Raw genomic sequence first — 19,032 nt, forward strand, 5'->3', positions numbered from 1 at the left:
CACGCCGCACGGACCGGCGCCGCCCGGCCCGCGCGCGGCCGCGTCGTTGGCTACCCTGAGTGGCATGGCTGCGGCAAAACGTCGCGCCCTCCTGCATGCCCCAGCGAGGGGAGAGATCCCATGCGCCCGCCCATCATCGAGAAAACCCCCGCCGAGCTGCCCCGGCCGGCCAACTGGCCGGCCACCCCGAGGCGCGCGCCGCCTTTTCCTGGGAGGCCGAAGCCGGGGGCCTCTCCGGGCTGCCCGGCGGCGGACTGAACCTGGCCTTCGAGGCGGTCGACCGGCATGCCGCCGGGCCGCGCCGCAGCCATGTCGCCCTGCGCCTGCTGCAGCGCGACGGCCAGCGCCGCGAGGTCGGTTACGGCGAGCTGGGCCGGCTGACCAGCCGCTTCGCCAACGTCCTGAGCGGGCTCGGCGTGCGGCCCGGCGCGCGGCTGTTCGTGCTGTGCAACCGCGGCCTGGAGCTGTACCTCGGCGTGCTCGGCGGCCTCAAGGCCGGTTGCGTGGTCTCGCCGCTGTTCGCCGCCTTCGGCCCGGAGCCCCTGGAAACCCGCCTGCGCCTGGGCGAGGGCGAGGTGCTCTTGACCAGCACGGCGCTGTACCGGCGCAAGGTGGCGGCGCTCCGCGAGCATCTGCCGTCGCTGAAGCACGTCCTCCTCTACGACGAGGACAACGGCGCGGTGGAGGTGGCGGGCGCCCACGACCTGCACCGCCTGCTCGGCGCGGCGGCCGACGCGTTCGAGGCCGTCCCGACCACCGCCGACAGCCCCTCGCTGCTGCACTTCACCAGCGGCACCACCGGCACGCCCAAGGGCGCGCTGCACGTGCACGGCGCGGCGCTGACCCACCTGGTCACCGGCAAGTACGCCCTCGACCTGCACCCGGACGACATCTTCTGGTGCACCGCCGATCCCGGCTGGGTCACCGGCACTTCCTACGGCATCCTCGCCCCGCTGCTGCTCGGCGTCACCAGCGTGGTCGACTGCGCCGAGTTCGACGCCGAGCGCTGGTACGCCATCCTCGAACGCGAGCGGATCAGCGTCTGGTACACCGCACCGACCGCCATCCGCCTGCTGATGAAGGCCGGCGCCGAACTGGCGCGCGCGCACCGCTATCCGAACCTGCGCTTCGTCGCCAGCGTCGGCGAGCCGCTCAACCCCGAGGCGGTGTGGTGGGGCCAGGAGGTGCTCGGCCTGCCGATCCACGACAACTGGTGGCAGACCGAAACCGGCGGGATCATGCTGGCCAACACCGCGGCCATGCCGATCAAGCCGGGCTCCATGGGCCAGCCGCTGCCGGGCATCGAGGCGGCCATCGTCCATAGACGCGAGGACGGCACGCTGGAAAGGCTCGAGGACGACGCCATCGGCGAGCTGGCGCTCAGGCAGCCGTGGCCCGGCATGTTCCGCGCCTACCTCGGCCAGGAGGAGCGCTACCGGCGCTGCTTCGCCGGCGCCTGGTACCTGAGCGGCGACCTGGCCCGCCGCGATGCCGACGGTTACTACTGGTTCGTCGGCCGCAGCGACGACGTGATCAAGTCCGCCGGCCACCTGATCGGCCCCTTCGAGGTGGAGAGCGCGCTGCTCGAACACCCGGCGGTGGCCGAGGCGGCGGTGATCGGCAAGCCCGACCCGATCCTCGGCGAGACGGTGAAGGCCTTCGTCTCGCTCAAGGGCGGCTACGAGGCCAACGCCGAGTTGCACGATGCGCTGCTCGGCCACGCGCGCAAGCGCCTGGGCGCGGCGGTGGCGCCCAAGGAGCTGGACATCCTGGCGAGCCTTCCGCGCACCCGCAGCGGCAAGCTGCTGCGCCGCCTGCTCAAGGCCCGCGAGCTGGGCCTGCCCGAGGGCGACACCTCGACCCTGGAGAACCCGTGATGACCGAGATCCCCTATCCCGAGGCGGTTGCCCGCGCGCTGCTGCGCGACATGTTGCGCATCCGCCGTCTCGAGGAACGCGCCGCCGAGCTGTACGGCGAGGGCAAGATTCGCGGTTTCCTGCACCTGTACATCGGCGAGGAGGCGGTGGCGGTCGGCGCGCTGCACGCCCTGGGGCCGGACGACGCGGTGGTCGCCACCTACCGCGAGCACGGCCACGCCCTGCTGAAGGGCGTGCCGATGACGGCGATCATGGCCGAGATGTATGGCCGCCAGGAGGGTTGCTCGCACGGACGCGGCGGCTCCATGCACCTGTTCGACGCGAGGGCGCGCTTCTTCGGCGGCAACGCCATCGTCGGCGGCGGCATCCCGCTGGCGGTGGGCCTGGCGCTGGCCGAGCGGATGCAGGGCGGCACGCGGCTGACCGTCTGTTTCTTCGGCGAGGGCGCGCTGGCCGAGGGCGCCGCCGCCGAGTCGCTGAACCTGGCCGCGCTCTGGCAGCTGCCGGTGCTGTTCTGCTGCGAGAACAACCTCTACGCCATGGGCACCGCCCTGGCGCGCTCCCAGGCGCAGACTGACCTGTGCGCCAAGGTGCATGCCTTCGGCATTCCGGCCCGCTCGGTGGACGGCATGGACGTGGTCGCCGTGCACGAGGCGACCCGCGCGGCGGCGGAGCAGATGCATGCCGGCGGCGGGCCCTGCTTTCTCGAGTTCCGCACCTACCGCTTCCGTGCCCACTCGATGTTCGATCCCGAGCTGTACCGCGACAAGGCCGAGGTGGAGGCGTGGAAGAAGCGCGGGCCGATCCACACCTACAGCGCGCAACTGAAGGCCCAGGGGCTGCTCGACGAGCCGGGCTTTCTCGCCCTGGAGGCCGAGGCGGTGGCCGAGGTCGAGGCGGCGGTGAGCTTCGCGGAGGCGGGCAGTCCGGAGCCAGTCGGGGATCTGCTGCGCGACGTCTACACCCCGGAGCGCACGCCATGAGCCGCACCACCTACCGCGAGGCGCTGCGCCAGGGCCTGCGCGAGGCGCTGAGCCGCGATCCGCGGGTGTTCCTGATGGGCGAGGACGTCGGCCGCTACGGCGGCACCTATGCGGTGTCCAAGGGCCTTCTGGAGGAGTTCGGCGAGCAGCGCATCCGCGACACGCCGCTCTCCGAGCTGGCCTTCGTCGCCGCCGGCATCGGTGCGGCGCTGGGCGGCATGCGGCCGATCGTCGAGGTGATGACGGTGAACTTCAGCCTGCTGGCGCTGGACCCCTTGATGAACACCGCCGCCACCCTGCGGCACATGTCCGGCGGGCAGTTCTCGGTGCCGCTGGTGGTGCGCATGGCCACCGGTGCCGGGCGCCAGCTGGCGGCCCAGCACTCGCACAGCCTGGAGGGCTGGTACGCGCACATCCCGGGGCTGAAGATCCTCGCCCCGGCGACCCTGGAGGACGCCCGCGGCATGCTCTGGCCGGCGCTGCAGGACCCCGACCCGGTGCTGCTCTTCGAGCACGCCCAGCTCTACAACCTGGAGGGCGAGCTGAACGAGGGCGAGGTGGTGGACATCCACTCGGCGCGGGTGCTCCGGGCGGGCAAGGACCTGACCCTGATCGCCTACGGCGGCAGCCTCGGCAAGGCGCTGGCGGCGGCCGAGCAGCTGGCCGGCGAAGGCATCGCCGCCGAGGTCATCGACCTGCGCGTGCTGCGCCCGCTGGACGACGCCACGCTGATGGCCTCGGTGCGCAAGACCCGCCGCGCCCTGCTGGTCGACGAGGGCTGGCGCAGCGGCAGCCTGGCCGCCGAGATCATCGCGCGGATCGTCGAACAGGCGTTCTACGAGCTGGATGCGCCGCCGGCGCGGGTGTGCAGCCTGGAGGTGCCGATCCCCTACGCCAAGCATCTGGAGGACGCGGCGCTGCCGCAGGTGCCGGGCATCGTCGCGGCGGCCAGGGAGCTGCTCGGCCGGGCCTGAAACAGAGGGTGGATGGCCACCCCGTGGAAAACTCGCGCAGCGATTTTCCAGCGCAGCCGTGTTCGACGGTGGGAAATGCCTTCGGCAGTTTCCCACCCTACGCACTGCCACCCCCGGAGGACCGATGATCGAATTCAAGCTGCCCTCCCTCGGCGCCGACATGGACGAGGGCACCCTGCTGGAGTGGCGGGTCGCGCCGGGCGAGGCGGTGCGGCGCGGCCAGGTGGTCGCCGTGGTCGACACCGCCAAGGCGGCGGTGGACGTGGAGTGCTGGCAGGAGGGCCGCGTGTTCGACCTGCTGATCCGGCCCGGTGCCAAGGTGCCGGTGGGCGCGCCCATCGCCCTCCTGCTGGAGCCGGGCGAGTCCGCGGAGACGGCACGCCGCCCGGCGCCGGCCGCGAAGTCGGGCGAGACGGCGCCCGCGCCGGCTGTCGCTGCTCCGGCTGCCGCGCCGGCCGGTCGGGCGCGGATCTCTCCCGCCGCGCGCAAGCGCGCCGCCGAGCTGGGCGTCGATGCCGGCGCCCTGACCGGCAGCGGGCCGCAGGGCGCGGTGACCCTCGCCGATGTCGAGGGCGCGGCCGCGGCGCGCGTGGGCGAACAGCCCGCCGACCGCCAGGCGGCCATGCGCCAGGCCATCGCCGCGGCGATGAGCCGTTCCAAGCGCGAGATTCCCCATTACTACCTGAGCGAGACGGTGCCGCTGGGCACCGTCATGGCCTGGCTCGCCGCGCACAACGCCGAACTGCCGCCCGAGCGGCGCCTGCTGCCCGGCGTGCTGCTGCTCAAGGCCGTCGCCCTGGCCCTGCGCGACTACCCGCAGCTCAACGGTTTCTGGCAGGACGGCGCCTTCCGCCCGGCCGCCGGCATCCATCTGGGCGTGGCCGTCGCCCTGCGCCAGGGCGGGCTGATCGCTCCGGCGCTGCACGATGTCGCCGACAAGCCAGTGGAGCAGCTGATGGGCGAGCTGGGCGATCTGGTGCAGCGGGCGCGCAGCCACTCGCTGCGCAGCTCGGAGCTGAGCGATGCCACGCTCACCGTCACCCAGCTCGGCGACCAGGGCGTGGACGGCGTGTTCGGCGTGATCTACCCGCCGCAGGTGGCGCTGGTCGGCGTCGGGCGCATCGCCGAGCGGCCCTGGGTGGAGGAGGGGCGGCTGTGCGCGATGGCCACGGCCCACTTCAGTCTGGCCGCCGACCACCGCGCCAGCGACGGCCACTATGGCGCGCGCTTTCTCGCCGCGGTGCGCCGCCTGCTGCAGACCCCGGACCGCCTGTGAGGAGCCGACGATGGACGAAACCCAGATCCGCCGCGAAGTGTGCGCCGCCCTGCAGGGCATCGCCCCGGAAGTCGAAGCCGAGACCCTGCGCGGCGATCGCCCGCTGCGCGACGAGGTGGACCTCGACTCGATGGACTGGCTGCGCTTTCTCGCCGCCCTGCACCAGCGCCTCGGGGTGAACATCCCGGAGGCCGACTACCAGCGGCTGAGCAGCCTGGATGCACTGGTGGAATACCTGGCGCAACGGCTGGCGCCGTGACGCGGCAGGCCCGCCGAGCCGGGGGCTATGCTGAAGAGGCCGGGCCTTCATCGAGGGCTGGCAGGAGGCGAGCGATGAATCTCTCGAAATTTCGCCAGCGCGGCCCCTTCGAATGGGAGCTGCCGGCCAGTGGGCGGATGCGCGTGCCGGGGGTGATCTTCGCCTCGCAGGCGCTCGTCGAGGCGATGGACGACAAGGTCGGCGAGCAGGTGGCCAACGTCGCCAGCCTGCCGGGCATCGTCGAGGCCGCCTACGCCATGCCCGATGCGCACTGGGGCTACGGTTTCCCGATCGGCGGGGTGGCGGCCTTCGACGCCGAGGAGGGCGGGGTGGTGTCGGCCGGCGGAGTCGGCTTCGACATTTCCTGCGGGGTGCGCAGCCTGCACACCGGGCTCAAGCTGGCCGACGTGGAGGCGGCGAAGTCGCGCCTGGCTGACGTGCTCTACCGGCACATCCCGGCCGGGCTCGGCAGCACCGGGGCGCTGCGCCTGTCGGCCCGTGAGATGACCGCCATGCTGCGCGGCGGGGCGAAGTGGGCGGTCGAGGAAGGCTTCGGTGGCGAGGCGGATCTGGCGCGCATCGAGGAGTCCGGCTGCATGGCCGGCGCCGATCCTTCGGCCGTCTCGGAGCAGGCGAAGAAGCGCCAGCGCGACGAGATGGGTACCCTCGGCTCGGGCAATCACTACCTGGAGGTGCAGGTGGTCGACGAATTGTTCGATGCCGAGGCGGCCCGGGCCTACGGCCTGGCCGAAGGCGACGTGCTGGCGACCATCCACTGCGGCTCGCGGGGCATGGGCCATCAGATCGGTACCGACTACCTGCGTGCCATGGTGATCGCCGCATCCCAGGCCGGCATCGCCCTGCCGGACCGCGAGCTGGCCTGCGCGCCGCTGAAGTCCGAGCTGGGCCAGCGGTATCTCGGCGCCATGCGTGCGGCGATCAACTGCGCGCTGGCCAACCGGCAGATCCTCACCCATCTGACCCGCCAGGCCTTCGCCGAGGTGTTTCCCGGCATCCGTCTGCCGCTGCTCTACGATGTGTCGCACAACACCTGCAAGGAGGAGTGGCATGTCCTCGGCGGTCGGCGCCGGCGGCTGTTCGTCCACCGCAAGGGGGCGACCCGCGCCTTCGCCGCCGGGCACGCCGAACTGCCGGCGGAGTACCGCCAGGTCGGCCAGCCGGTGCTGATCGGCGGCAGCATGGGCACCTTCTCCTGGGTGCTCGCCGGGGCGGCGGACACCGGGGAGCACGCCTTCGCCTCGGCCTGCCACGGCGCCGGCCGGGCGATGAGCCGCCACGAGGCGCTGCGCCGCTGGCAGGGCCGCTCGGTGGTGGAGGAGCTGGCTTCTCGCGGCATCCTGATCCGCAGCCCGAGCCTGCGCGGCGTGGCCGAGGAGGCGCCGCTGGCCTACAAGGACGTCGGTGCGGTGGTCGAGGCCGCCGAGCGGGCCGGGCTGGCGCGGCGGGTGGCGCGGCTGCGGCCGCTGGTGTGCGTCAAGGGCTGAGGAACGGCCCGCCGGACGGCGGGCCGGTGGGGATCAGGCCTCGGCCTGCGCGCCTTTGTGGGTGACCAGGCGGTACAGGTACAGGCCGAGCACCGTCAGCACCACCACCTTGGACAGCGGGTCGATGTAGTCGGCGACCAGATGGTACTGGCCGTGCAGCAGGTAGCCGGCGCCGGTCAGCGCCGCAATCCACACCAGCGAGCCGAGCGTCGAGTAGAACAGGAAGGCGCGCATCGGCATGGCGACCATGCCGGCCGGCGTCGAGATCAAGGTGCGGATCGCGGGAATCAGCCGGCCGAACAGGGTGGCCTTCCAGCCGTGCCGTTCGAACCAGTCGGAGGCGCTGTCCACTTCGCGCGGGGAGATGGTCATCCAGCGGCCGAAGCGCCCGGCCAGCCGTTTCAGGCGCTCGCTGCCGAAGAAGTAGCCGGCGTAGTACCAAGGCAGTGCGCCGAGCACCGAGCCGGCCGTTCCCGCCAGTAGTACGCCGCCCGTGCTCAGGTCGCCCTTGGCGGCGGCGAAGCCGGCCAGCGGCATGATCAGTTCGGAGGGGATGGGTGGAAAGAGGTTTTCCAGGACCATCAGGAGGAACACGCCGAGGTAGCCCGTCTGGGCGATGAAGTCGACTATGCCGTCAAACATGGGTGGGGTCTCTTGCGCCTGCGCGCCTGGGGTTGCTGAGCGGTTTTCTGAAGGGTTGCCGATACAGTCTTCATGATACAGGGGCCCGGGCCGCCGAGCTAAACGCTCGCACGCGTTCCTGAGCCGTCGCGGCGGGCGGGAACGCGTGTCCGGCCGCTGGATGAGGCGGCCAGGAGGGCATTCGCCGGCCCTCAGGAGCCGACCAGCCAGGCGCCGGCGGGAATCTGGCGTTTCAGCGTCCGGCAGTCGCCCGGCGGTGGCTGGCGGCCTGGCGGGCGGTCCGGGAACCAGATGCGGCACAGGCCCGGCGGCGGCCAGTGGCTGGCGGGGATCTGCGTCGAGCTCTGCGCCTGGGCCTCGGCGAGTGTCGCTGCCGACGGACTCTCGCGGGGCGCGGCGGCCGGGGCGGAGGCCGCGCATTGCGCCCGTTCCAGCTGGGCGCGCAGGGCGGCGAGCTCGGCTTCGGCCTGCCGGCGGCGAGCGCTTTCCTCGTCGAACCGCTGCTGCAGGGCCTGGCGCTCGCTGCCGGTGTCGCTCGGGGGCGGCGTCCGGGCGGCGGATTGCCGGGCGGCGGCGATCAGCCAGAGGTTGCGCGCCCGCAGGGCGTCCTGGTCGCCGATCAGGGTATTGGACTTGGCGGCCAGGGACGCGGCCTCCTGGTAATGGCCCTGCTGCAGGCGGGTCTGTCCCAGGTAGTGCCAGAGGATGGCGTCGTTCGGCTCGATGCGCAGCGCCCGCTCCAGGGCGGAGGCGGCCTGGTCGGGGCGCCCGGCGCTGAATTCCTCGATGGCGTTTTTCAGCAGGGCGACCGCGGCCTGGTTTTCCCGCCCGGCAGCGCTGGCGGGTAGGACCGCGCCGAGGGCGCAGAGCAGCAGGGCCGGCCACGGGCCGGAGATCCTCAAGGGGGGCTTGGGCATGATGACGGAGCGTCGCCTCGTTTGCGGCAGGTGTGGAAAGGGGCGCGATCATAGCTCGTCCGCTTCGCGCGGCGCTCGACGGCGTGCTCTGTGCGCGGCTGTTCGGGAGGCTCGGCTTCGGAACGCTGCGGATGCCGGAGCGGCGGCAGCGGGTGAGTGTGACCGCGCCAAAGTGAAATTGTTGAGTCAATCCCTCAAAAATTGGACGCAAGTCCAAGTTGGTTCGGCTTTTCCTTGAAAATCAGCCAATTGGCTATCCCCTGCGAAGCGCGCGGTGGGAGTCGGCGTCTCGCTGGCCCTCGGAAGACCCCCTCCTTAAGCATGAAAGGGCGATTGTTTTATTGATTCATGTCAATGAAAGCGGTAGTTTCTGCACCAAGGGAGACGAAGCAGCGGCGATAACGGCGCCACAGCTCGTCTCGATGGAATCGACCGGTAACGACCGCTCGTCTCGCTCTGGGGAACCGCCATGAAAAAGTTCGGAATTCTGGCTCTGACCATCGGTATGCTCGCCGTCGGCACCGTCAATGCTGCCGAAATCGTCCGGGAAGTGACGAGCGAGACTTCCGGCCAGGCCACGGGCGGCATGAGCGGCATGATGGCCGGCTCCGTCGGCGGTCCGATCGGTGCGGTGATCGGCGCAGGCCTCGGCGCGCTGTTCGGCGGTTCCGGTCAGAAGGCTCTGGGGCCAGCGAGCGCATCTACCTGGTGCGTACCGACAGCGGCGAACTGAAGGAATACCGCTCGCCGAACTACGTCTTCGCCGAGGGCGACAAGGTGGTGATCTACGGCAACCGTCCGCGCCCGCATGGCTGGACTCCCGAAACCGCCGAGTCCTTCGCCTACAACGCCCGCTGATCCGCCGACAGCCCGAAACACCGAGCCCCCGCCACCCCGGCGGGGGCTCTTTTTTTGTGCCCGCGATTCAGCGCGACATGCGAGGCGGTGGAGCGAGACCGTTCAGAACGACGAGGCGAGAGGCGTTCCGCGTAGTAAGATGGGCGCCGTGTTCCCCGCGTGTACGGGGATGAACCGTGAGAGTAGCCGTGACGTCCTGCACCCTTCTGATGCGAGTCATCAAAGCGCACGCCCACTGGCGTTGGCGCGCCTGACCTCCTTGTTCTCCGGCTCGCCGGAGCGTATTCGCTGCTTCTCCGTTTTCTACCGACCCGCCTGATCGTCAGATGGCCCAGCGAAAAACAGCGGCTGCACAAGCGGGTACGAAAGCAGAGGGTGCCAAGTAAAAAGCAGTAATATCAAGGGGTTACGCCTATCATGCTGCTGATGATCGATAACTACGATTCCTTCACCTACAACGTCGTCCACTATCTCGGCGAGCTGGGGCGGAGGTCAAGGTGATCCGCAACGACGAGCTGAGCATCGCCGAGATCGAGGCCCTGCGCCCGGAGCGTCTGGTGATCTCGCCCGGACCCTGCACGCCCAGCGAGGCGGGGGTGTCGCTGGAGGCAATCCGTCATTTCGCCGGCAAGCTGCCGATTCTCGGCGTCTGCCTCGGCCACCAGAGTATCGGCCAGGCTTTCGGCGGCGACGTGGTGCGCGCGCGGGTGGCCATGCACGGCAAGACCAGCCCGGTGTTCCACCATGATCGCGGGGTGTTCGCCGGCCTCAACAATCCGCTCACCGTGACCCGCTATCATTCCCTGGTGGTCAAGCGCGAGACCCTGCCGGACTGCCTGGAGATCACCGCCTGGACGCAGTTCGAGGACGGCGCCGTGGACGAGATCATGGGCCTGCGCCACAAGACCCTGAACATCGAGGGCGTGCAGTTCCACCCGAGTCTATTCTCACCGAGCAGGGGCACGAGCTGTTCGCCAACTTCCTGAAGCAGAATGGAGGCGTGCGCTGATGGACATCAAGCAAGCCCTGGCACGGGTGGCCGAGCGTCTCGACCTGAGCACGGCGGAGATGCAGGAGGTGATGCGCCAGATCATGACCGGCCGGTGCAGCGACGCGCAGATCGGCGCCTTCCTGATGGGCATGCGCATGAAGAGCGAGAGCATCGACGAGATCGTCGGCGCCGCACTGGTCATGCGCGAACTGGCCGCGCCGGTGCGGATCGACGCCGCGCATCTGGTCGATACCTGCGGCACCGGCGGCGACGGCATGAACATCTTCAACGTCTCCACCGCTGCGGCCTTCGTCGTCGCCGCGGCCGGCGGCCGGGTAGCCAAGCACGGCAACCGCGCGGTGTCCGGCAAGAGCGGCAGCGCCGACCTGCTGGAGGCCGCCGGGGTCTACCTGGAGCTCTCCCCCGAGCAGGTGGCGCGCTGCGTCGAGTCGGTCGGCGTCGGCTTCATGTTCGCGCCCGCCCATCACGGCGCGATGAAGCATGCCATCGGCCCGCGCCGCGAACTCGGCCTGCGCACCCTGTTCAACATGCTCGGCCGATGACCAATCCGGCCGGGGTGAAGCGCCAGGTGCTCGGCGTGTTCAGCCAGGCGCTGTGCCGGCCGCTGGCCGAGGTGATGGCCCGTCTGGGCAGCGAGCATGTGCTGGTGGTGCATGCCCAGGATGGCCTGGACGAGATCAGCCTGGCCGCGCCGACCTGCATTGCCGAGCTGCGCAACGGCGAGATCCGCGAGTACCTCGTCCAGCCGGAGGATTTCGCCATCAAGAGCCAGAGCCTGATCGGCCTCGACGTGGAAGGGCCGCAGGAATCGCTGGCGCTGATCCGCGATGCCCTCGGCCGGCGCAAGACCGAGAACGGTCAGAAGGCCGCCGAGATGATCGTGCTCAACGCCGGCGCCGCGCTCTATGCCGCCGACCGGGCCGGCAGCCTGAAGGAGGGCGTGGCGCTGGCCCACGATGCCCTGCACACCGGGCTGGCGCGCGACAAGCTGGAGGAGCTGGCATCCATTACCGCCGTCTTTCGTCAGGAGAATCAAGCGTGAGCCTGCCCACCGTTCTGGAAAAGATCATCGCGCGCAAGGTCGAGGAAGTCACCGAGCGCAGCGCCCGAGTCCCGCTGGCCGAGATCGAGGCGCTGGCCCGTTCCGCCAGTGCTCCGCGCGGCTTCGCCGCCGCCCTGCAGGCGCAGGTCGGGAGCAAGCAGCCGGCGGTGATCGCCGAGGTCAAGAAGGCTTCGCCGAGCAAGGGCGTGTTGCGCGAGCACTTCGTCCCGCGGAAATCGCCAAGAGCTACGAGGAGGGCGGGGCGACCTGCCTGTCGGTGCTGACCGACGTGGATTTCTTCCAGGGCAGCGATGCCTATCTGCAGGAGGCCCGCGCGGCGTGCAGCCTGCCGGTGATCCGCAAGGACTTTCTCATCGACCCCTACCAGGTGGTCGAGGCCCGCGCGCTGGGTGCCGATTGCGTGCTGCTGATCGTCGCCGCGCTCGGCGATGCGCAGATGCTGGAACTGGCCGCCACCGCCAGGGATGTCGGGCTCGACGTGCTGGTGGAGGTGCACGACGGCGCTGAGCTGGAGCGGGCGCTGCAACTGGAGACGCCGCTGATCGGCATCAACAACCGCAACCTGCATACCTTCGAGGTGAGCCTGGAAACCACGCTCGACCTGCTGCCGAAGGTGCCGCGGGACCGTCTGGTGATCACCGAGAGCGGCATTCTCAACCGGGCGGATGTCGAGCTGATGGAGGTCAGCGGGGTGTACGCCTTCCTCGTCGGCGAGGCGTTCATGCGGGCCGAGAAGCCGGGCGCCGAGCTGCGCCGGCTGTTCTTCCCGAGCTGAGGGGCGGTGGCCCGGCGTATCGCGCGCCGGGCTGTAGGAGGGTCGTCAGCGGGTGCCGAAGACCACCATGGTCTTTCCCTTGACGTGAACCAGGCCTTGTTCCTCCAGGCTCTTCAGCACGCGACCGACCATTTCCCGCGAGCAGCCGACGATGCGGCCGATTTCCTGGCGGGTGATCTTGATCTGCATGCCGTCGGGATGGGTCATGGCATCGGGCTGCTTGCACAGGTCGAGCAGGGTGCGCGCCACGCGGCCGGTGACGTCGAGGAAGGCCAGGTCGCCGACCTTGCGGGTGGTGTTGCGCAGGCGGTCGGCCATCTGCCGGCCGAGGGCGTAGAGGATCTCCGGATCCTGCTGGGCCAGTTCGCGGAACTTCGCGTAGCTGATTTCCGCCACTTCGCACTCGGTCTTGGCGCGGACCCAGGCGCTGCGTTCCTTCTCGCTGCCCTCCTTGTCGAACAGCCCCATTTCACCGAAGAAGTCCCGGCGTTCAGGTAGGCGATGATCATTTCACGGCCATCGTCGTCCTCGATGAGGATGGTGACCGATCCCTTGATGATGAAAAACAGGCTTTCGCACCGGTCGCCGGCATAGATGATGGTGCTCTTGGCGGTGTAGCGGCGGCGATGGCAGTGGGCGAGCAGTTTGTCGTGATTATTGAGTTTGGGTGGAAGAAGGGTGAGAGCGACCACGCTGGATTCCCCTTGGAATGTAAAGTTGGTCCTTGTCATCTGGCATTTTTCTACTTGTGGCGTAAGTGTGCCAGTAAACTGCTAGCAGCTTAACAGAGGCAGGGGGCATGCCGGCTCCGATTTGTGATGGAGCGATCATCTATCTCCCCTCTTTCCCGCGCGCCTGGCGACGGACGGTGGGCCCGGGGCGCTGTGCTAGAATCCGCGGCATTTTCAGCAAGGAGTCTGGCGATGAAAGCGCGCATTCAATGGGCCGGCGAAGCCATGTTCATCGGTGAGTCCGGCAGCGGCCATGCGGTCGTCATGGACGGTCCGCCGGAGAATGGCGGGCGCAACCTCGGCATCCGGCCGATGGAAATGATGCTGCTCGGACTGGGCGGTTGTTCCAGCTTCGATGTGGTGAGCATCCTGAAGAAGTCGCGGCAGGCGGTGGAGAACTGCGAAGCTTTCCTGGAGGCCGAGCGGGCCGGCGAGGACCCCAAGGTATTCACCAAGATCCACCTGCATTTCGTGGTCAAGGGGCGGGGACTGAAGGAGGCGCAGGTCAAGCGGGCCGTGGAGCTGTCGGCGGAGAAATATTGTTCCGCCTCCATCATGCTGGGCCGCGCCGGGGTGGAGATCAGCCACGATTACGAAATCGTCGAACTCGGCTGAAGCCGCCCGGACATCGCGAGAGCTGCGCGGGCACTGGCATCGCGGCGCGCGGCTCTGCATAATTCGCCCCCATTTTCAGGGGCGTCGGGCCCTCGGAAGCACAACCATAATCGCCAACGCGAAGAGGTGTTAACCGTCCTACGCAGATGCCGCCCGCGCATCTGACGGGCATGCCCAATCACGCGGCGGGGCCGCATCGACTGAGAGTTCCCAAACGGTGAAAAGCAAACTCAAGCTCCACGGGTTCAACAACCTGACCAAGACCTTGAGCTTCAACATCTACGACATCTGCTACGCGGAAACGCCGGAAGACCAGCAAGCCTATATCCGGTACATCGACGAAGAGTACGATGCCCAGCGGCTGACGCAGATCCTCACCGATGTTGTCGACATCATCGGTGCCAACGTGCTGAACATCGCCCGGCAGGATTACGATCCGCAAGGGGCCAGCGTGACCATCCTGATTTCCGAGCAGCCGGTCGAACCGACCGAGAGCCAGATCGAGGAGTCGCCGGGGCCGCTGCCGGAAACCATCCTGGCGCATCTGGACAAGAGCCACATCACCGTGCACACCTATCCGGAAATCCATCCGGTCGATGGCCTGGCCACCTTCCGGGTAGATATCGACGTGTCCACCTGCGGGGTGATCTCGCCGCTGAAGGCGCTCAACTACCTGATCCATCAGTTCGATTCGGACATCGTCACGGTGGACTACCGGGTGCGCGGCTTCACCCGCGACGTGGAAGGCCGCAAGCACTTCATCGATCACGAGATCAACTCGATCCAGAAGTATCTCTCCGCGGATACCCGTGCGGCTTACCAGATGACCGACGTGAACGTGTATCAGGAGAACATGTTCCACACCAAGATGCTGCTCAAGGACTTCGACCTGGACAACTACCTGTTCGGCGATGCCACCCGCAACCTGTCCGTCGAGCAGCGCAAGCAGGTGGAGGAGCGTCTGCGCCACGAGATGCTGGAGATCTTCTACGCGCGCAACATGCCGCATTGAGGCGCCGGCAGGCCGCATGCGCCGGATCAGAAAGCACAAAGGGCGCCGCGGCGCCCTTTGTCTTGTCCGAGACCCTGCGCGTTAGATCCGATAGGTGGTCTTGGTCATCACCTTGGACAGCAGGGACATGCCGAACTTGACCGGCGCCGGGAAGCGCAGGCCGCCGGCCTCGAGGGCGGTCGCGGCATGCTGCCGCTCGTCGATGCGCATCTGCTCGAGGATGGCGCGGGATTTCCGGTCTTCCTCCGGCAACTGCCCCAGGTGGTCGTCCAGATGCTTGCAGACCTGGTCCTCGGTCGCTGCGACGAAGCCCAGGCTGATCCGGTCGCTGATCAGCCCGGCAGCGGCACCGATGCCGAAGGACAGTCCGTAGAACAAGGGGTTGAGCAGGCTGGTCCGGCTGTCCAGCTCGCGGATGCGCTGTTCGCACCAGGCCAGGTGATCGACCTCCTCGTTGGCGGCCTGCTCCATGGCACTGCGCACCTGCGGTAACCGGGCGGTCAGCGCCTGGCCCTGATAGAGCGCCTGGGCACAGACCTCGCCGGTATGGTTGATGCGCATCAGGCCGGCGACATGGCGGGCCTTGTCGGTGGCGAGCTGGGTTTCCGGTTCGCTCTGGGCCGGCGAGGGGCGATAGGGCTTGCCGTTGAATGGCAGAAGGGTGCGCAGGGCTGCATCGGCCTGCAGCAGCAGACGGTCGGCGGCCGAATAGTGGCGTTCGTTGGCCATGAAACCTCCGGAGAATTCATGCCGGGCAGTTTAACCCGGACGGGTGGCGCTTGGGGGAGGGCGCCGCGCTGCGGCGCTAGGCCGCTCAGCCCGGCGGCCAGTGCATCTGGCGCTGGCCGAGCACGTGCATGTGGATGTGGTAGACGGTCTGTCCGCCCTGCTCATTGCAGTTCATCACCACGCGGAAGCCTTCCTTGCAGCCCTGCTCCCTGGCCAGCCGCTGGGCGGTGAAGAGCACGTGTCCGGCCAGCAGTTTGTCCGCTTCGCTCAGGTCGTTGAGAGTGGCAATGTGCCGCTTCGGAATGACCAGGAAGTGCACCGGCGCCTGCGGGCCGATGTCGTGGAAGGCGACGACCTGATCGTCTTCGTAGAGCTTGCGTGCAGGGATCTCCCCGGCCGCGATCTTGCAAAATAGACAGTCCACGGACGGTCTCCCTGCCTGTTGTGAGGTCCTTCGAGTTTAACGGGGGCGCTCCACGGTGGCCAAGGGGCAGACCGGGCGGTGTTGATAGCCGGCGAGCCCCTCCGCTGCCCCGCATGTTCAGAACGGGCGCACCACGACCAGAATCACGATGGCCAGCAGGAAAAGCACGGGGATCTCGTTGAACCAGCGAAAGAACACATGGCCGTGCGGGGTTTCGCCGCTGGCGAAGCGCTTGAGCTGGATGCCGCAGGCATGGTGGTAGCCGATCAGCAGCAGGACCGCGGCGAGCTTCGCGTGCATCCAGCCCTGGCTGAAGTAGTAGCCAGGGTTCAGGGCGATGAGCCCTATGCCGAGCAGCAGGGTGGCGATCAACGAGGGATTCATGATGCCCCGGTAGAGCTTGCGCTCCATGACGCAGAAGCGTTCGCGGCTGGTCTGGTCCTCGCTCATGGCGTGGTAGACGAACAGGCGCGGCAGATAGAAGAGGCCGGCGAACCAGCAGACGACGGCGATGATGTGCAGGGCTTTCAGCCAGAGGTAGAGCATGGGGTACTCCCGATAGCGGTAACCTCGGAATACTAGTGGCTGGCAGTCGCGCACGTCATCCGGGCGGTTGGCCCGCCGCCGGCCGGGGCTTTATCATCGGCACCCTTTCACTGGCTTGAGGCGAGGACGGGTTATGATCAAGGTCGGTATCGTTGGCGGCACGGGCTACACCGGGGTCGAACTGCTGCGTCTGCTGGCGCAGCATCCCCAGGCGGAGGTGGCGGTGATCACCTCGCGCTCGGAGGCGGGGGTGAAGGTAGCCGATATGTACCCGAACCTGCGCGGCCATTACGACGGGCTGGCCTTCAGCGTGCCGGACAGCGCCGTTCTGGGCGGTTGCGATGTGGTGTTCTTCGCCACTCCGCATGGCGTCGCCCATGCTCTGGCCGGCGAGCTGCTGGCTGCCGGCACCCGGGTGATCGACCTGTCCGCCGACTTCCGCCTGCAGGATGCCGAGGAGTGGGCTCGCTGGTACGGTCAGCCGCACGGTGCCCCGGAGCTGCTGCCGGAAGCGGTCTATGGCCTGCCGGAAGTGAACCGCGAGCGGATCCGTACGGCACGCCTGATCGCCGTTCCCGGCTGCTATCCGACGGCGACTCAGCTGGGCTTCCTGCCGCTGCTGGAGGCCGGTCTGGCCGACAAGGCACGGCTGATCGCCGACTGCAAGTCCGGGGTCAGCGGCGCAGGCCGCGGGGCCAAGGTCGGTTCGCTGTTCTGCGAGGCCGGCGAAAGCATGATGGCCTACTCGGTGAAGGGCCACCGTCATCTGCCGGAGATCAGCCAGGGCCTGCGCCGCGCAGCCGGGGGCGAGGTCGGGTTGACCTTCGTGCCGCATCTGACGCCGATGATCCGCGGCATTCATGCCACCCTGTATGCGACCGTCGCCGAGCGTGCCGTGGACCTGCAGGCGCTTTACGAGAAACGCTATGCCGACGAGCCCTTCGTCGACGTCATGCCGGCCGGCAGCCATCCGGAAACCCGCAGCGTGCGTGGGGCCAACGTCTGTCGCATCGCCGTGCACCGGCCGCAGGGCGGCGATCTGGTGGTGGTGCTGTCGGTGATCGACAACCTGGTCAAGGGGGCCTCCGGTCAGGCGGTGCAGAACATGAACATCCTTTTCGGCCTGGATGAGCGGCTCGGTCTGGCCCATGCGGCCTTGCTGCCCTGATCGCGAAAGGGGGCGATCGGCCTCTTGGAGGTCCGGCTGTCGGTCGAGAGTGGTAGGGGAGCAGATTGGCCGGCCGTCTGTTGACCGGGTTTTTCGGCCAGGTGGATAATTCGAAGCAACGTTAGTTAGGGCGCATGGCGCCGGGGAGTCACCAGCATGACCGTTGAAACCTTCACCCCGACTCCGCTGCTCTTCACGCAGGGGGCCGCAAACAAGGTGAAGACCCTGATCAGCGAGGAAGGCAATCCGCGGCTGAAGCTCCGTGTCTTTGTCACGGGCGGGGGATGCTCGGGATTCCAGTATGGATTCACCTTCGATGAGGAGACCGCCGAGGATGACACCATCGTCGAGCGGGAGGGCGTCAGCCTAGTCGTCGACCCGATGAGCTTCCAGTATCTGGCCGGGGCCGAGGTCGATTATCAGGAGGGGCTGGAGGGGTCGCGCTTCGTGATCAAGAACCCCAACGCCGCGACCACCTGCGGCTGTGGTCAGTCCTTTTCGGTCTGAAACGGCGCCACAGTCAAACGCCACCCTTGGGGTGGCGTTTTCATTTCTGCCTCGCCTCGGCAATCAGGCGGGATAGATGGCGCCGAGAATGCGCAGTCCGCGTGCGCCGGTCACACTGGGCCGGTTGGCGGGAATGCCTTCCAGGCAGCAATGCGCCAGCCAGGCGAAGGCCATGGCTTCGACCCAGTCCGGAGGGACTCCGTAAGCTTCGGTGCTGGCTACCCTGGTGGTCGGCAGCGATTCGGCCAGTCGCTTCATGAGCGTCCGGTTGTGGGCGCCGCCGCCACAGACCAGCAGCTCATCCGTCCGGTCCTGGGCTGCCTGCAGGGCGTCGACGACGCTGATGACGGTGAGCTCGAGCAGGGTGGCCTGTACATCAGCCGGCGGCATGTCCGGCTGTTCGGCCAGATGGCGGCTCAGCCAGGGCATGTTGAACAGCTCGCGCCCCGTGCTTTTCGGGCCCTGGGTCAGGAAGAAGGGATCGCCGAGCAAGGCCTGCAGCAGGGCCGTCCGTACCTGGCCGCTGGCCGCCCAGGCGCCGTCGCGATCGAATGCGAGACCTTGCCGGTGCTGGATCCAGGCATCCAGAAGGACATTGCCGGGGCCGCAGTCGAAGCCATGCACCGGTTTTCCGGGTTCGAGCAGGGTCAGATTGCTGAAACCGCCGACGTTGAGGATGGCCCGGTGGCTGCTGTCATCTGCGAACAGCGCCTGATGGAACGCCGGCACCAGCGGGGCGCCCTGGCCGCCGGCGGCAAGATCGCGCCGCCTGAAGTCGCTGACGACACTGATGCCGGTGCATTCGGCGAGCAGCGCCGGATTGCCGATCTGGATGGTGATGCCCTGCTCGGGGTGATGGCGAACGGTTTGCCCGTGGCTGCCGATGGCACGAATCCCGGCAGGCTCGACCTGCTGCTGCCTGAGCAGGGTGTCGATGCCTTGGGCGGCCAGGCGCACCCAGCGCTGTTCGGCGAGTGCGGCCCGCACCAGCTCGTCGGTGCCGCTGGAGCAGAGCGCCAGCAACTCGGCACGAAGATCCGCGGGCATGGGAAGATAGTGCGTACCGAGAAGGCGGGTGCGGCCTTCTTCCTGGGCGACAAGGGCGATGTCTATCCCGTCCAGGCTGGTACCTGACATCAGCCCCAGGTAAAGCGCCATG

At 68.3% G+C, this 19,032-nt stretch carries 16 protein-coding genes and 5 pseudogenes; 14 read left to right on the top strand and 7 right to left on the bottom strand.

Annotated features, from left to right (window positions below; genetic code table 11):
* Nucleotides 1-95: 95 nt before the first annotated feature.
* The 6 genes from acsA (at nt 96) to Atro_RS16475 (ending at nt 6,874) form a co-directional block, all read left to right on the top strand.
* Nucleotides 96-1,877 carry an acetate--CoA ligase gene (acsA, locus tag Atro_RS16450; RefSeq protein ID WP_497923954.1) on the top strand — a complete coding sequence of 594 codons (1,782 nt, stop codon included), beginning with the start codon at nt 96-98 and terminating at the stop codon, nt 1,875-1,877.
* Nucleotides 1,877-2,860, top strand: coding sequence for a pyruvate dehydrogenase (acetyl-transferring) E1 component subunit alpha (pdhA, locus tag Atro_RS16455; RefSeq protein ID WP_497923956.1), 984 nt, complete (start codon nt 1,877-1,879; stop codon nt 2,858-2,860). Before acsA ends, pdhA begins: the two co-directional genes overlap by 1 nt.
* The gene (locus tag Atro_RS16460) at nt 2,857-3,834 is read left to right on the top strand and encodes an alpha-ketoacid dehydrogenase subunit beta (RefSeq protein ID WP_497923958.1); all 978 of its coding nucleotides are present in this window, start codon (nt 2,857-2,859) and stop codon (nt 3,832-3,834) included. The genes pdhA and Atro_RS16460 overlap by 4 nt, the downstream gene beginning before the upstream one ends.
* Before the next feature lie 124 nt (nt 3,835-3,958).
* Entirely contained in the window at nt 3,959-5,110 is a 1,152-nt protein-coding gene (locus tag Atro_RS16465; RefSeq protein WP_497923960.1) for a dihydrolipoamide acetyltransferase family protein, read from the top strand.
* Nucleotides 5,111-5,120: 10 nt separating this feature from the next.
* On the top strand, nt 5,121-5,369 hold the full coding sequence (locus Atro_RS16470) for an acyl carrier protein (RefSeq protein ID WP_497923962.1): 249 nt from the start codon (nt 5,121-5,123) through the stop codon (nt 5,367-5,369).
* A 74-nt stretch (nt 5,370-5,443) separates the two neighbouring features.
* Nucleotides 5,444-6,874: an RtcB family protein gene (locus Atro_RS16475; protein WP_497923963.1), complete on the top strand. Its 1,431-nt coding sequence runs from the start codon at nt 5,444-5,446 to the stop codon at nt 6,872-6,874.
* Nucleotides 6,875-6,907: 33 nt separating this feature from the next.
* Here the strand turns inward: Atro_RS16475 and Atro_RS16480 are convergent, their stop codons facing one another.
* Together Atro_RS16480 and Atro_RS16485 are read right to left on the bottom strand one after the other, a co-directional pair.
* Complete coding sequence (locus Atro_RS16480; RefSeq protein WP_497923964.1) at nt 6,908-7,516, bottom strand: DedA family protein; 609 nt, start codon at nt 7,514-7,516, stop codon at nt 6,908-6,910.
* Nucleotides 7,517-7,707: 191 nt separating this feature from the next.
* Nucleotides 7,708-8,433, bottom strand: coding sequence for a tetratricopeptide repeat protein (locus tag Atro_RS16485; RefSeq protein ID WP_497923966.1), 726 nt, complete (start codon nt 8,431-8,433; stop codon nt 7,708-7,710).
* A gap of 469 nt (nt 8,434-8,902) precedes the next feature.
* Between Atro_RS16485 and Atro_RS16490 the strand changes: the two are divergent.
* The 4 pseudogenes from Atro_RS16490 to trpC all read left to right on the top strand — a co-directional run bounded on the left by Atro_RS16490 (nt 8,903) and on the right by trpC (nt 12,141).
* Nucleotides 8,903-9,291, top strand: a pseudogene (locus Atro_RS16490) (hypothetical protein).
* Nucleotides 9,292-9,708: 417 nt separating this feature from the next.
* Nucleotides 9,709-10,300, top strand: a pseudogene (locus tag Atro_RS16495) (aminodeoxychorismate/anthranilate synthase component II).
* Nucleotides 10,300-11,345, top strand: a pseudogene (gene trpD / locus Atro_RS16500) (anthranilate phosphoribosyltransferase). Before Atro_RS16495 ends, trpD begins: the two co-directional pseudogenes overlap by 1 nt.
* Nucleotides 11,342-12,141: pseudogene (gene trpC / locus Atro_RS16505) on the top strand (indole-3-glycerol phosphate synthase TrpC). The pseudogenes trpD and trpC overlap by 4 nt, the downstream one beginning before the upstream one ends.
* 45 nt (nt 12,142-12,186) lie before the next feature.
* On the opposite strand, the pseudogene crp reads toward trpC, so the two are convergent.
* Nucleotides 12,187-12,833, bottom strand: a pseudogene (gene crp / locus Atro_RS16510) (cAMP-activated global transcriptional regulator CRP).
* Between the two features lie 231 nt (nt 12,834-13,064).
* On the opposite strand from crp, the gene Atro_RS16515 reads away from it, so the two are divergent.
* Together Atro_RS16515 and speD are read left to right on the top strand one after the other, a co-directional pair.
* Nucleotides 13,065-13,487, top strand: coding sequence for an OsmC family protein (locus Atro_RS16515; protein WP_497923968.1), 423 nt, complete (start codon nt 13,065-13,067; stop codon nt 13,485-13,487).
* Nucleotides 13,488-13,704: 217 nt separating this feature from the next.
* Nucleotides 13,705-14,499 (top strand): adenosylmethionine decarboxylase, encoded by a 795-nt coding sequence (gene speD, locus Atro_RS16520; protein ID WP_497923970.1) that lies wholly within the window; start codon nt 13,705-13,707, stop codon nt 14,497-14,499.
* Nucleotides 14,500-14,580: 81 nt separating this feature from the next.
* Here the strand turns inward: speD and coq7 are convergent, their stop codons facing one another.
* The 3 genes from coq7 to hemJ all read right to left on the bottom strand — a co-directional run bounded on the left by coq7 (nt 14,581) and on the right by hemJ (nt 16,198).
* Nucleotides 14,581-15,228, bottom strand: coding sequence for a 2-polyprenyl-3-methyl-6-methoxy-1,4-benzoquinone monooxygenase (gene coq7 / locus Atro_RS16525; RefSeq protein WP_497923972.1), 648 nt, complete (start codon nt 15,226-15,228; stop codon nt 14,581-14,583).
* An 85-nt stretch (nt 15,229-15,313) separates the two neighbouring features.
* Nucleotides 15,314-15,652 (bottom strand): histidine triad nucleotide-binding protein, encoded by a 339-nt coding sequence (locus Atro_RS16530; RefSeq protein ID WP_497923974.1) that lies wholly within the window; start codon nt 15,650-15,652, stop codon nt 15,314-15,316.
* A gap of 117 nt (nt 15,653-15,769) precedes the next feature.
* A complete protein-coding gene (hemJ, locus tag Atro_RS16535; protein ID WP_497923977.1) occupies nt 15,770-16,198 on the bottom strand; it encodes a protoporphyrinogen oxidase HemJ in 429 nt (142 codons plus the stop codon).
* A 133-nt stretch (nt 16,199-16,331) separates the two neighbouring features.
* Here hemJ and argC point away from each other — a divergent pair, with 133 nt between their 5' ends.
* Entirely contained in the window at nt 16,332-17,366 is a 1,035-nt protein-coding gene (gene argC, locus Atro_RS16540) for an N-acetyl-gamma-glutamyl-phosphate reductase (RefSeq protein ID WP_497923979.1), read from the top strand.
* A gap of 156 nt (nt 17,367-17,522) precedes the next feature.
* Nucleotides 17,523-17,873, top strand: a complete 351-nt coding sequence (gene erpA / locus Atro_RS16545; RefSeq protein WP_497923981.1) for an iron-sulfur cluster insertion protein ErpA — start codon at nt 17,523-17,525, stop codon at nt 17,871-17,873.
* 63 nt (nt 17,874-17,936) lie between these two features.
* Here erpA and Atro_RS16550 read toward each other — a convergent pair whose 3' ends face one another.
* Nucleotides 17,937-19,031, bottom strand: coding sequence for an anhydro-N-acetylmuramic acid kinase (locus Atro_RS16550; protein ID WP_497923983.1), 1,095 nt, complete (start codon nt 19,029-19,031; stop codon nt 17,937-17,939).
* Nucleotide 19,032: the final 1 nt, after the last annotated feature.

It is taken from the genome of Azotobacter tropicalis (assembly GCF_059739045.1).